11 protein-coding genes are annotated in these 13,963 nt (G+C 35.4%); all 11 read right to left on the bottom strand.

Annotated features, from left to right (window positions below):
• Positions 1–12: 12 nt before the first annotated feature.
• The 11 genes from AC1RNE_RS16220 to AC1RNE_RS16170 all read right to left on the bottom strand — a co-directional run bounded on the left by AC1RNE_RS16220 (position 13) and on the right by AC1RNE_RS16170 (position 13,815).
• Positions 13–2,631 (bottom strand): DUF5686 and carboxypeptidase-like regulatory domain-containing protein, encoded by a 2,619-nt coding sequence (locus AC1RNE_RS16220; protein ID WP_492802235.1) that lies wholly within the window; start codon positions 2,629–2,631, stop codon positions 13–15.
• Positions 2,612–3,025: a GtrA family protein gene (locus AC1RNE_RS16215; RefSeq protein WP_492802234.1), complete on the bottom strand. Its 414-nt coding sequence runs from the start codon at positions 3,023–3,025 to the stop codon at positions 2,612–2,614. The genes AC1RNE_RS16220 and AC1RNE_RS16215 overlap by 20 nt, the downstream gene beginning before the upstream one ends.
• 3 nt (positions 3,026–3,028) lie before the next feature.
• Positions 3,029–3,490 carry a phosphatidylglycerophosphatase A family protein gene (locus AC1RNE_RS16210; protein ID WP_492802232.1) on the bottom strand — a complete coding sequence of 154 codons (462 nt, stop codon included), beginning with the start codon at positions 3,488–3,490 and terminating at the stop codon, positions 3,029–3,031.
• A 63-nt stretch (positions 3,491–3,553) separates the two neighbouring features.
• Positions 3,554–4,888, bottom strand: coding sequence for an inositol-3-phosphate synthase (locus AC1RNE_RS16205; protein ID WP_492802230.1), 1,335 nt, complete (start codon positions 4,886–4,888; stop codon positions 3,554–3,556).
• A 500-nt stretch (positions 4,889–5,388) separates the two neighbouring features.
• Positions 5,389–8,532 (bottom strand): efflux RND transporter permease subunit, encoded by a 3,144-nt coding sequence (locus AC1RNE_RS16200; protein WP_492802228.1) that lies wholly within the window; start codon positions 8,530–8,532, stop codon positions 5,389–5,391.
• A 17-nt stretch (positions 8,533–8,549) separates the two neighbouring features.
• Entirely contained in the window at positions 8,550–9,599 is a 1,050-nt protein-coding gene (locus AC1RNE_RS16195; RefSeq protein WP_492802226.1) for an efflux RND transporter periplasmic adaptor subunit, read from the bottom strand.
• Between the two features lie 32 nt (positions 9,600–9,631).
• Positions 9,632–10,954, bottom strand: coding sequence for a TolC family protein (locus AC1RNE_RS16190; RefSeq protein ID WP_492802224.1), 1,323 nt, complete (start codon positions 10,952–10,954; stop codon positions 9,632–9,634).
• A gap of 89 nt (positions 10,955–11,043) precedes the next feature.
• The gene (locus AC1RNE_RS16185) at positions 11,044–11,661 is read right to left on the bottom strand and encodes a TetR/AcrR family transcriptional regulator (protein ID WP_492802223.1); all 618 of its coding nucleotides are present in this window, start codon (positions 11,659–11,661) and stop codon (positions 11,044–11,046) included.
• Positions 11,662–11,894: 233 nt separating this feature from the next.
• Positions 11,895–12,797, bottom strand: a complete 903-nt coding sequence (locus AC1RNE_RS16180) for a carbon-nitrogen hydrolase family protein (RefSeq protein WP_492802222.1) — start codon at positions 12,795–12,797, stop codon at positions 11,895–11,897.
• 11 nt (positions 12,798–12,808) lie between these two features.
• Positions 12,809–13,402: a GNAT family N-acetyltransferase gene (locus AC1RNE_RS16175; RefSeq protein WP_492802220.1), complete on the bottom strand. Its 594-nt coding sequence runs from the start codon at positions 13,400–13,402 to the stop codon at positions 12,809–12,811.
• Positions 13,403–13,413: 11 nt separating this feature from the next.
• Positions 13,414–13,815 carry a nuclear transport factor 2 family protein gene (locus AC1RNE_RS16170; protein ID WP_492802218.1) on the bottom strand — a complete coding sequence of 134 codons (402 nt, stop codon included), beginning with the start codon at positions 13,813–13,815 and terminating at the stop codon, positions 13,414–13,416.
• Positions 13,816–13,963 lie beyond the last annotated feature (148 nt).

Here is a 13,963-nt window from a genome sequence, read left to right as displayed (position 1 = left end):
TTATTTAGAGTATTAAAAATCAAATTTAAACCTACCACGAATACCGTATTCAGATACATTAGGATTATCCAAATACGAAAGTCGTTTTACCAAGTCTATCCTAAATACTTTAAAAATATTAGATACACCAACGCTAGCTTCCATATAAGGCCCATTTGCTAATGAGTTGGTTAAGACTGTACCATCTGCCGCTTCTGGGAAACGATACAAACTTAAATTGTTCTCAGGCAAATTCTTAGCACTTATTCCTCCCCAAAGCCCCTTGAAAGTAATCACTTCTCTAAGCTTTAGTTTTTTGATAAGAGGTAATTTATTAAAAATAAATCCATTGAAATAATGGTCTACAAATACAGCCGCATACCTATCAGAAGCAAACTCCAAGAAGTTCATCAAGTTATATGACTCTAACTGATATGAATACGATTGGTTAGCACGGTGAATTATCAATAACGGATAAGGCACTGTTCCAAAAATCTTTCCTCCTTCAGCCGTAATGTCGGTATAACCAATTGGCGATATAAAGAAACGCTTGTTGGCTCTGAAAGTAAGGTTATGATAATTATAATCTCCTTTCAAGAAATTACTGATACCTAAACTATAACGCAATTGGAAGATAGGATATTTGTTAATAATAGGTATTCTATAGTTTTTGCCTTGATAAAATTGCTCATTAGGGGCAAATTTCAAGTTTACTGATAATTCTGAACTTGTTAAATCCTTTTCATTATAGGGCTTAACATCTGGTGAAGGATTAGCACTTGCGTATCTTTCAAATGACAATGAACCTGCTGCTTCTTGGGTAAGATTTTTATAACCTAATTCATAACTGATACCATTTCTTGATTCATGACGATAGTCTAAACGGAAAATTTTGTTGTATGTCATTTTATCGTTTATCCCTCTTTTGAAAGATAACAATACGTTGTCTTCCTGAATAAACTGTAATTCCTGTCCCGGAATTCTCACTTCATCCTGATAAGAAACTCTTAGGTAATTATTCGGAAATTCATAGATTGAATTATTGCCTAAGTTATAAGTAACCCCAAGATAGCCTTTCCAACGTTCGTCTTTAAAACCATAAGCTGCATAGGTTTCTAAATACAATTTCGGATTCAATTTTGCCATCGTTCTACCCCCAAAACGCAGTCGGAATCCTTCTACTGGGTTAAAACTATAAAATGCATTGGCAGGGCCAATCTCAAAATCACCAAAATCTTTGTATCCAAATAGAACCAATCCAGCGATAGTCATAAACCGCTTAAAAGAAGGTACTTGCTGAATACTATCAGCCATTTGGTAAATTCCTTTTTCAACACTGTTTAATCCTTCATGGCGAGCCGAAGCCCAAAAATCATCACTTTTATCCAAAGCCATATCCATCAAAACATTCTTTTGAATTGGCTTAAAGATGCTGTTTTCAATCGGTTTGTTTAAAACATAATTCTGATAAGAAACCGATCGCTTTCCTAAAATTCCTCTTTTATTTTCTTTTTTACTGAACCCAAAGTCAATTGTAATTTCATCTTTAGCAAGCATCAGCTTGTTATCCTCAACAGGTACAAATTCTTGTTCCACCAAAAGTTCGTTCACGAAATTAAGGTTGATGCTTCTAGGAACACCTAATTTTACTTTTCTGACCGAAAAATTAGAATCTAATGAAATATACATATTCCCTACAAAAGCGAAGTCTGAAGGGTTGCGTGGTGAAAATCCTAAATTAACACACTTCATATTTTGGAATTGAAGTGTATCTAAAATGACGAATCTGTAAAAAGTTGGGGATAAATTAGAAATCGGACTGATAAACTGGTTTGTCAGTAAGCTAATATTGCTATCATAAATATTAATATCTTCATACAAACGATTGATATATGAGGCGATACCATTGTTATCAATATATTGGTCTAACCCAATTTTTTTCTCGCCTTTGATATATACCTTTTCATCCTTCGGATTTTTCCTAAAGTACACATCTGCTACAGTCTCTTTTAAATAAAGGGGTAATGAAACATTCCCTGTCGTTTTTGAAGTATCAAGATTATCGAAGATAAATTGAAAATTTTTGAACATCTTCTTCTTCTTATAATCTTCATCAATATTGTTTAGGTTTAATTGAACCTTCTCGTATTTTTCGTATTGATAATAGTCTAATCCTTCCTTACGGTTTTCATCGCGGTGAGCAATTACCTTTCTTATTAAAATTACTGCTGGGTTATCTTTATTACGATACTTTTCTTTTTTAGCCTTTACAGTTACTTCTGTTAAGTTTTGCGACTGAGGAATTAATTTAATAGAGATTGTTTGGCTTATATCTCTTTTAAAAGTTTTTACTTCAGTTTTATAGCCAATAGATGAAAATTGGATTTTAGTAGCTTGCCCATCTTGAATATCCATGGTATAGTTACCATTGATATCTGTCTGGATGCCTTGCTTTGTACCTTGTACAATGATATTGACAAAGGGAATAGCCTCATTGGTTTTACTATCAATGATTTTCCCTTTTACTTTTGTTTGTTGTTGTCCGAATACAGACGATATTGAAGCGATGCTCAAAAATAAATAGCATACTGTTCGTAAAGTAATATTACTATTAAAGTGGTTTGCTATTATATTAAATAGATATTTTTTCATGATTTTTTGCATTAAACACGAACAATCTGTTCAATCCATAACTATAGACTACGAATACGAACGTCCCGACTAATGCCCTTATGATTAGATAATCTGCTGTTATAATTTTACTGAGGCCTAAAACACCAAGGGTGTTCATTGCTGAATTCCCTATCGAAACAAGTATATATTTCATTAATTGCCATTGGGTCTTTTCAGTTTTTGCATCTTGAAACACCCATAGCCTAGACAAAACAAAACCAATGATTGCGCCAGCGGCATTGCCTGAGATAGTAGATAATGTATAAGAAAAACCTAGATAGTGAAGCACTAAATAAGAAGTACTAAAATCTACAAAAGTTGCAAGAGCTGAAACTGGAACAAAACGGAAAAAAGGTTTGAAAAAATTAGACATCGCTCACAGGAAAAAGATGATTACTTGTAAACATCCATTGGCCCAAATTCCTGCCATTACATCATCAAGCATGACACCCCAACCATTACCATATTTTTCAAAACTTCTAATATTGAATGGTTTATATATATCAAAGAATCTGAATAAGATAAATGCTATCAGTAGATTTTGCCATGAAAATGGAATGAAGCATAAACTTAAACACATTCCAGCCACCTCGTCGATTACTATTTTAGAAGCATCTTCGCCCCAGTGTGTTTCCATGATAGCAGACGACCATCTGCCTACGAATGTAAATACTACTGTTAGTATAATTAAGGTTAGATGGTAATAAAAAGTATCGTTTACCAAATGAAAAACACCCGCTATAATAGCACAAGCCAACAATGCTCCGAAAGTTCCCGAACCTTTTGGGATAAATCCTAATCCGAGTGCGGAAGCAAAGATTTTATGAAAATTCAACATAATAGAAAAATGGCTCTTGAAATTTTACATGAGCAAGAGCCATTTCTTTTATTGGGTACCTAATTAGAGTTCTACTTCTGCATCAACATCTTGATAATAGTCCATACCAAGATTAGTGATTAGTTCTTCGCCCATTAAATAACGAAGTGTATTTTCTAATTTTTCCAATTGTTTGAAAATATCATGAATTGGTTCTAATTCTGGCAATGTTTGTGGAGCTTTCCAGTAGAATGATAGCCATTCTTGAACGCCTGATAAGTTAGCTCTTTGAGCAAGGTCTAGGAATATTGCTAAATCAAGTACAATTGGCGCTGCTAAGATAGAGTCACGACAAAGGAAATTGATTTTGATTTGCATTTGGTAACCCAACCATCCAAAGATGTCGATATTATCCCAACCTTCTTTGTTGTCACCTAGCGGTGGATAATATTCAATTCTTACTTTATGGTGAATATCCCCATACAATTCTGGATTGATGCTAGCATCTAAAATACCGTCTAATACGTTTCCTTTAGATACCTCTTTGGTTTTGAAGTTTTCAGGCGCATCTAATACCAAACCATCTCTGTTTCCTAAGATGTTTGTAGAGAACCAACCTCTAACACCCAAAGCACGTGCTCTAAGACCTGGCGCTACGATGGTTTTCATCAACGTTTGACCAGTTTTGAAATCTTTACCTGCTATTGGTGTTCCTGTAATTCTTGCTAGTTCTTCTAAAGCAGGGATATCTAAACATAAGTTAGGAGCACCCATCGCAAAAGGAACATTTGATTTCAAGGCTGCATAAGCATACATCATTGAAGGAGCAATGTCTGGGTCATTGCTTAAAAGACCCGCCTCAAAGTTTTCTAAAGATGCGTGTACTTCTTTAGCTTCGTGATAAATTTCAGTAGAACCACACCAAACCATTACTAAACGCTCGCAGTCGTTGGCAATTTTGAAGTTATCAATGTCTTCAAGTAATGCTTCAACCAATTCTTGTTTAGTTGCGCCAGTTTTTACGTTTTCGCCGTCAAGGTTTTTCACATAACGCTTATCAAAAACGGCTTTCATTGGTTTAATCACTTCAAGTTCATCTTTCACTTGCTCGATTAATCCCCTCTCAAGCACTCCAGCATTCACAGCAGCATCATACATACTGTCGGCATACACATCCCATCCACCAAATACTAAATCATTTAAATTAGCTAAAGGCACAAAATCTTTGATTTTTGGATTTCTGTTCTCAGTGCGTTTTCCAAGGCGGATATTAGCAGTTTGAGTAAGAGAGCCTGTTGGTTGAGCGATGCCCTTGCGACTTGCAAGAACGCCTGCAACAAACGTAGTTGCAACGGCACCCATACCTGGCATTAAAATTCCCAATTTACCTGTGGCTGGTTGTACAATGATGTCTTTCATACAATTAAAAGTTAAAAAATGCGACGAAGAAAATTCAAAAAACGTACATATTGGTATACTCGGTTTCTTCGAATTATACATACAGCATTATCTGTATATGATTAAAAAAAAGTATTTAGATTAATTATTACTCTATTAAAATAAACTATGGAAACTTTTAAAAGGTTCAAAGTTTTTACCCTTAGATTCAATATTTTTTTATCAAAAAAAATGACCTATTAAAACAAGGAATAGTCCAAAAAATATTTTTAAGAAACTTATAGAAAACAAGTCTATCCTATTTAAAGTCTTAAAAAAATGACTTATGTTAATAATTTAATGAAAAGAAAATTTTATAGCTTTTAATTTCATTTAAGCATCATTAAAGTGGGTGATAAGAATGTTAATTAAACCTTATTATCAGTTATTAGATGTAAAGACATACCTTATAGTTTACCAAAAAACTATGCCACATGTTATTAGACTTATAAACAACAATAAGGTTTAATTAAAAAAATAAATTAATCAACAAATTGTACAGATGGTACTTCTTTACTAGGCTTCATTCTAAATTTAGTCCAACTCTCTTTTAGCCTGTCTACTAAGTAGTAAACCATTGGTACTAAGTACACTGTAAGCAACATTGAGCTAGTTAAACCACCTATCAATACCCATGCTAACGAGTTTTTCCATTCCGCACCAGCACCACTTGCCGTAGCGATGGGTATCATACCAATTACCATGGCAATGGTAGTCATTAAGATGGGTCTCAAACGTTCTTCTCCTGCATGTAATATCGCTTTGCGGAAGGGTACGCCTTCTGCCTTTTGCTGATTGGCAAAGTCAACAATTAGGATAGCGTTCTTTACTACCAACCCCATCAACATTAACATACCAAGCATCGCAAAAATCCCAATATTAGAACTCGAAAGGGCTAAAGCAAGTAATGCACCAATCACTGCTACTGGTATAGAGAGCAATACTACTAAAGGATAAATAAAACTGTCGTATAACAAAACCATGATGAAATACACTAAAATCAAAGCTGCTAACATGGCCAATCCTAGTGAACCAAAGCCTTCGTCTTGGTTTTTAGCATCACCTCCCCACGTAAGGGTTACATTACTTGGCAACGGATTTTTAACTAAATCTGCTTTGATGGCGGCAATCAATGTTCCTGAGCCGAGCCCTAACGTATTGGCTGTTACGGTGACAGATGAACGTCTGTTTTTTCTTTCTAAAATCGAAGGGCCAGTGCTTAATGACACATTAGCAAATTCGGCTAAACGAACAGGACGTGCCGCTATCGGACTGTAAAAGTTAATATTTTTTACATCTTCTGGATTCTTGCGGTCGAAGGCATCTAACATAATTCTGATGTCATAGTCTTCTGAGCCATCTTTAAATTGCGAATCGTCGTTACCAGCAAAAGCATTCTGTAAAGTTGCACCTACTGTTTGGATGTTTAGTCCCAGTTTCGCCATTTTCTCACGGTCTACATTTACTTGTACTTCTGGGTTTCCATCATCTACAGAAATGTTTATGTCGTTGGCTCCTGGAGTAGTTCTTAAACGATTACTCAAATCTTTCGCCGCTACTAGTAGTTGGTCTAAATGTTCGCCTCCTAAAAATATTTCGATAGGTGCTGACCCTGAATTTACCATCCCAATGATTGAAGAATTGAATTCTACCCCCGCAAATTTTTGACCTAATTCCTTGCGTAAATCAATCATAAAGTCTTCAGTAGCTAGATGCTTCTCACGTTCTTCAACTGGTTTTAACTCAACTGTTAATTCACTTCTATTAGTTTCACCCTGACCAGTACTATTCAAGCCTGTACTTGCGCCACCGATGTTCGAGAATATCGTTTTTACAGCAGGATTCTTGTGTAAATACGTTTCTACTTCTCTTACTTTCAGGTTGTTTTGTTGTAATGAAGCACTTTTATCAAGTTTCATTGTCAACAAAAATTTACCTTGGTCGCCCTGAGCCACAAACTCTTGACCGATAATACCTAGGGACATCACCCAGCCTGTTGCTACAAAAAGTGACACTAAAATGGCTGTAAAGGCTATTTTATGGGAAAGCACCCATTCTAAACTACTATGATACCATTTTATCAGGGCGGTTAATCCACTTTCAAACCACAATAAAAACGCTTGGAAAGGATTCTTAGGATTCAAGTGTTCTAGTCTTGCTAAACGGGACGTCATCCAAGGAGTAAGGGTAAAACTTACTAATAAACTGACCATCGTAGCAAAGGCAACTGTCAGTGAAAACTGACGAAGTAAATCAGCAATTACTGAGCTTACGAAAGTAATTGGTACGAAAACTACCACAATCACGAGCGTAATAGCCACTGCGGCAAAACCGATTTCGCTCATCCCATCAAGGGTAGCATCCCAACGATTTTTACCCATTTCTAAGTGTCTTTGAATGTTTTCCAAAACCACAATAGAGTCATCGACCAAAATACCAATTACCAATGAAAGTGCCAGCAATGTCATCAAGTTGAGTGAATAGCCCATTAAATACATAAACAAAAAGGCAGAAATCAACGAAGCAGGCACTGAGACCATTACGATAAAAGCATTACGGAAACTATGCAAAAACAAAAGCATTACGACAGCCACCAAAATAACAGCCAAAAATAAATCGTGTGTTACGGCTTCTACAGATGCTAACGTGAAAATACTGCTATCATAAGCGATGGCAAATTTCACTTTATCGTTTGCATTGGACTTTTCAATAGCGGCTAGTTTTTCTTGGACTAATCGGCTAATTTCTACGGCATTGGCATCAGACTGTTTCTTGATAAATAGACCGATTCCATCGGTACCGTTATAACGGCTAATGCTTTCTATTTCACCTAACCCATCTGTAATATTGGCAACATCTGCTACACGAATCGGACTTCCATTAGGTGGGGTAGCAATGACTAAATTTCTGATTTCGTCTAGCGAAGTAAATTTACCAGCCAAACGCAAAGTCATGTTTTCAGCTTTACTTTTTACTTTACCAGTCGGGAAATCTAAGTTAGCTTGGTCAATTGCTTGCGTTACTTGAAGCAATGATAAGCCATAATAATTCAATTTATCATCATCTACGTTTACACGAATCTCACGTTTCTCTCCTCCTACCATCGTGATTTCGGCAACACCTTGTATCTGCTGAAGAACAGGTAAATATTTATCTTCTACCTGCTGATAAAAAACTGAATTGGGTAAACTTGAGGTAGCCAACAATTGCATAATTGGTTGGTCGCTCGGTGATATTTTTGAAAGAGATGGTGTTTTGGCATCGTCTGGCAAATCGCTAACCATGTTATTTACATCCCTTTGTGCATCTTCCATTGCCTTATCCATATCGGTTCCTGCTTTGAACTGTACAATAACGATAGAGGCACTTTCTAAAGATTTTGAGGTAACGATGTCTATATTATCAAGGCCAGAAATAGCATCTTCAATCTTTTTACTCACTTCCGACTCTACCTCTGTGGGTGCTGCTCCAGGATAAATCGTTGTAATAGTCAGCGTTCCAATCGAAAACTCTGGCAATAATACATAACTCAACTTATTATACGATACTAACCCTCCTAATACTAACACAGCAAATAGCACTATGATAACAGAAGGGCGTTTTATGATGGTTTCTACGAATTTCATTAGCTTAATTGTTAGATTTATTGAGCCACTACAGGCGTACCATTTTGTAGGTTAATCTGACCACTTACAATTACTTGGTCACCTTCTTTTATTCCCTTAGTAATCTCGTAAAATTCATTGTTTGTCACGCCGATTGTTACGTCTTTCAATACAGCCTTTCCGTTATCAATAATGTAAACCTGTGCTTTTTTAGTAGAACCCACAATTGCCTGACGGGGTACTGCCAACGTTTGTGCTTTCAATTGGTTTTCGTTCACAATTGAACCATACATACCAGCTTTCAAAGGGTTGTTATTACCATTTTGAACAATGATTTCTACAGGATAATTATGAGCCGCATCGCCTTCAACCCCTACCATATTTACCTTACCCTTGAAGTATACGTTAGGGTATACTTGTGTTTCGATAGAGATAGATTGACCTACTCTAAATTGATTAATTGATTTCTCAGGAATATTTACTACTAATTTTAACGCTGATATATCTGTGATTTTAGCAATAGGCGCACCCATCGATACTACTGAACCCTTCTCAATCATTTTTGAAGTAACAATCCCTGCAAAAGGAGTTGTAATCGCGGTATTATCTAATTGTTTCTTCAATTGTTTAATCTGTGCTTGCGTTCCTCTAATGCTCAATTGAGTTCTTTCTAAGTTCACTGCTGGCACTGCATCACCTTTTACTAATACTTCATAACGTTTTAAATCGTTCTGATAGCCTTCTAGGGTTACTTGCAATGCTTCAATTTGAAAACGAATTTGTTCGTCATCCAATTTAGCAATCAATTGTCCTGCTCTTACGCCTTGACCTTCATTGATAGGCAATTGAATTACCTCACCACCTGCCAAAGGCTTAATTTCAATTTCACGGTTAGGCGTAAAAGAACCTAAAAATTCACTTTCTTGAGATAAATTTCGTAATGCTGCTACTGAAGTAGTTACACCAACCTTTAGGTTTACATCAGGCTGATAAACTTTGTTTGCTACTTTTTCTTTGTTAGAAGATAATTTCCATGCCGTTAAGCCAAGGGTAGCAATAAGGGCTAATATGATAGTAAGACGTTTCATTGTTTGATATGTTGATTTTTTATAAATGAATATTATTGTTTAGGAATAATAGTACCCGAGGCTTTTTTCCAATTCAAATCAGCAGAACGTAGATTAACTAGTGTGGTTAGGTAATTATTCTGAGCTTCTTGTACGGCATTTTCAGCCTGAATTACTTCAGTTAAGGCCGTAGTGCCTTCTTTAAACTGCAATTGTGTTTGTGTATACACCTTTTCTGCTAATGCTACTTGTTCTCTGCTAGCAACAATGTTTCTTTGTTCTACATAAAACTTAGTACGGGCATTGGCAATATCCATCGAGATGCTCTCTTTGGTTTGGTCTGATTGAATTGATATTTTTTGATTCTCAATTTTTTGCTGAACAAGTTTCGATTTTCTGGCAGAGCCATCATAAATATTCCAGTTGAGTTGTAAGCCAACCCAATATCCTGGTACATTTTTCAGCACACTATTATCGCCATCTTTTCCGAAAAAAGTAGAGTTAGCCACACCGTAAGCTGAAAGTGTTGGTAAGAATCCTGCTTTAGTATTCAGCGTACTTTGTTCATTCAAAGCTTTTTGGCGTTCTAAAATCAATAGGTCGGTTCGGTTCATTGCATCACTAGCTATCAATGTTGGTACCTCAGCATTTTGGTCGATGTCAATTTTTACACTTAGGTTTTCTGATTGAGAAGTCCCTGTCAGGTATTTTAAAGCGTTGATTAATTCCTGATATGAACCTTGAAGAGATTCCAGTTGTGTTTGAGATTGCGTTCTGCTGATTCTTAGTCTATCTACATCAATGCCTTGTGATAATTTATTTTGGTAAAGTAAATCCGTTACTTTAATCAATCTATCAAGCGAAGCAACATTGCTTTTCAAAAAAGCCATTTGTTGAGCAATGGTCTGTAGGTTATAATAAGTAGTAGAAACGCTATAGGCTACTTCTTCTTTGGTTTTCAAAGTTTGTAAACTTGCTAAATCAACACTTAGCTTGGCTGCTTTTAAACCTATGTTGATGGATGGACTATACAATGCTTGTGAAACCTGTACTGATGTTGATAAGTTATAAGGTAAGCCTAAGGCTAATACTTGATAACTTCCTTCGGCTCCACCAAATGTCGATGCGGGTACTACTTGACCCGGAATTTTCAAGTAACGTTTATAGTCGCCTGTCAAATTTACTTGTGGTCTTGCTTTCGCTTTTACTTCACTAATCTGAGCATCTGTTTGTTGTTCGTTTAACCTCGATAATTGTACTTGCTGGTTGTTCTTTAAAGCTTGGTCTACTAGTTGGTCGAGAGTAAGTTCTTGTGCCTTCGTTACTGATGCAACTAACATCATTATAAAAACGAAAGACCATCTTGAATGTATCATGAGTGGAATAATTTAATCGTTTAGTTTATTCTTTTGATTTATATCTCTGATTTAATCATTTGATTAAAATATAGGTAAAAAAATTAGCTCTATTTTTCAGAGCTAAATAAATATTGGATAATCATTTCCTTGATAATTACTTTGTGCTTTTCAGCAAAAACATCAAATTCTGCATCATTCATATTCCAAAGTTTACAGGTCATCACCTTACCTTGAAATATAAATTGAACATTAGATTTCATCAATAATAATATATGCTGAATATCTATTTTCCTAATCACCTCGGCTTTGATAGACTCATTCAATTGCTGCGCAAAAATGGAATGACATAATATTTTATCAAAGGATACTGCACTAAAAAAACGATCAGGGTTTCGATGTAATTCGTGAATAATAAAATTTGACAAATCTGGGTTACTCTTATACATCTGAAAATCGTGATCGATAATATCCGAGATTTTTTCTTTCAGAGGAATAGGTTTATTAAATATCTCGATAATTCCATCAAAAAACAATTGAAGCATTTCTTCAAAGACGCTTGAAAACAGTTTTTCCTTACTTCTGAAATAATAGTTCATCAAAGCACTGTTTACTCCTGCTTCTTTGGCTATGTCTCGAGTAGTAGTTCCGTCGAACCCTTTTTCCAGAAAAACTTTAATAGCAGCTTCTTTAATTTTATCTTCAGCTGATTTTGTTAGGCACTTCATAATTCAATTGATTAATAAGACAAAGGTATACAACAAAATAACTAAAAACAAGTCCTTAATCAATAATTTTAATCAATTGATTAAAATTATTGATTAATCATAAATAGCTAATAAAAATACATAAAATAGTACAAAAAAAGCTCACAACTCATAGCTTTGAGCGATGAGTTGTGAGCTTTGAGAAGGTGAATGTTTATTTCTTTAAATTCAGTTAGGACGATAGCTGTAAGCTTTCAGATAGAAGCTCTAAGAATGTTAATGTCCATTTCGTCAAACCCAACCTTTAGTTGTTGATGGTCATTGAAGTTGAATACCTGTCCATCATTCCTTACTTTCTCAATCGCTGAAAAGTCTAAAGTATCTACTAACCATCCTATTTCTTGTGGTTTTTTCGTAGCAATAATTCCTTCTTCGGGCATTCCCTTATCGGGGGTTGTATAAAATCCCGCAAAACCGTAGTTGATATCCACCGCTGGCGACCAGAGAGCATTACCAACTGTTTGGGAAACGACGGTATAAGCCTGATTTTCCAAGGCCCTAGCCCTAGCACCAATATGTACACGCGTAGCTCCTCGAATAGTTTCTGTACAACTTGGCGCTAAAATTAAAGATGCCCCCGATGACGCCAATAGTTGTGAGCCTAAAGCAAATTCAACATCATAGCAAATTTGGATACCAAATGTTCCCCACTCGGCTTCAAATAGTATTAGATTTTTAGGGTCAGCAGTATCTATTCCCCATTCTTCATTTTCAAAACGAGTCATGAAAAACTTATCCTGAAACCCTACTAATCCTCTTGTTGAAAAAACAAAAGCTCGATTAAAAATCTTATCGTTTTCAAGTACAGGAAAACTAGGTGCCACAATAATTACTTGATACTTATTAGCCAAATCAGCAAAAACCTTACAAAATGCCTCTTTTAGGGTTTGTAATGCTAATACTTGTTGCTGAATATCCTCCTGAATTGTTTTATCGAAAATACTTACTAACTCCATAGAACCATATTCTGGAAAAAGTAGTAATTGTGCATTTTGTTGAACGGCATTCAAAATCCAATTTTCGGTATATTTATGCCAATCTTCAAAAGAGAGATGTTCAGTAATTGGGTATTGGGCCGAGGCAATCCTTACGTTCATTATTGGTTAATTTATAAATCTCTTTTCCAGTAAATCATCGTTTTGGGCGTTGATATACTTTCATTAATATCGGGCCATTCAAAAGTACTTTGCAAAGAAACTTCTTTGCGATAGCCTCGTTTTGTCCAGAAAGCCTCGTTTGATCGATAGTCCTTTGGCTGTAAAGGATGGTTTTCACCACGGTCTACTGCACAAAAGCAAGTAGTCTTATAGTTATGAAAACTTCTAGCATAAGTTTCTCTCTCATGAAAAAAACGATGCCCAAGTCCTAGCCCTCTATAATCTTTTAAAAGAATACTTTCCCCAAAATAAAAGATGGTATCAATATCAAAACCAGCTTTTTCAAAAGGTAATCGTACTTCGGAGCTCTCGTCAGCTAATGGAATACAAGTGGTTGCTCCAACCATTTTTTTACCGTCATAAACAGCAAATACAAAAGCTCTTTCTGCTTCTGAATATACCTTCAGATACTCTATTTCATAAGCTAGCGTACCTTCATAAAGATAAGGGAAATCATGAAAAACGGTAATTCTTAATTGTGCTAAATCTTCAAAAATGGTGCTAATTTCTTGGCCTTTTTTGGTAATATATGAGATTGTCTGCATTGAATAGCTGCTTATTCTGAAACCAATTTAATCCATAAAGGGAGGTTATAATAGGTAGTTACTCTACTTATTTTTCCATCTGTTATTCCTAAAAATGCCGCTGCTGGTAAAATATATGACTGATTGTGTGCTTCTGGCAAACCTTCTTCACCTTTTTTATAAATCCCATTTACCACAAACTCTACAGATACACGTTCGTTATTAGGTTCTTCAAAAAACACCATGTCAGTCAATGTTTCTTCGTAAGACTCATCCATGTGTTTCATAAATTCAGTAAACAATTCGATACCAATTCTTGGCTCACCTTGGTTAGGCTCATGGCGAACGTCTGGGTGTAAAAGAGCCAACATTCCAGCCCAATTTTTTTGATTAAAACACTCGTAATATTGTTTTACGATTTCTAATGAAGTCATTGATTATAATTTTTAAATTAATAGTTATTTAAAAGTATCAACACTGATTAATACTTTATTACTACAAAGTAAGCATGATTTATGTTTCAATATAACCTAAGAGTGTCCTCATTTTGATAAATTTAGTCCTAAAAAAAAAATTGGCATA

The organism is Arcicella sp. GW822-FHT02H01 (assembly GCF_058802005.1).
This window is presented reverse-complemented; position numbering and strand designations above follow the sequence as displayed.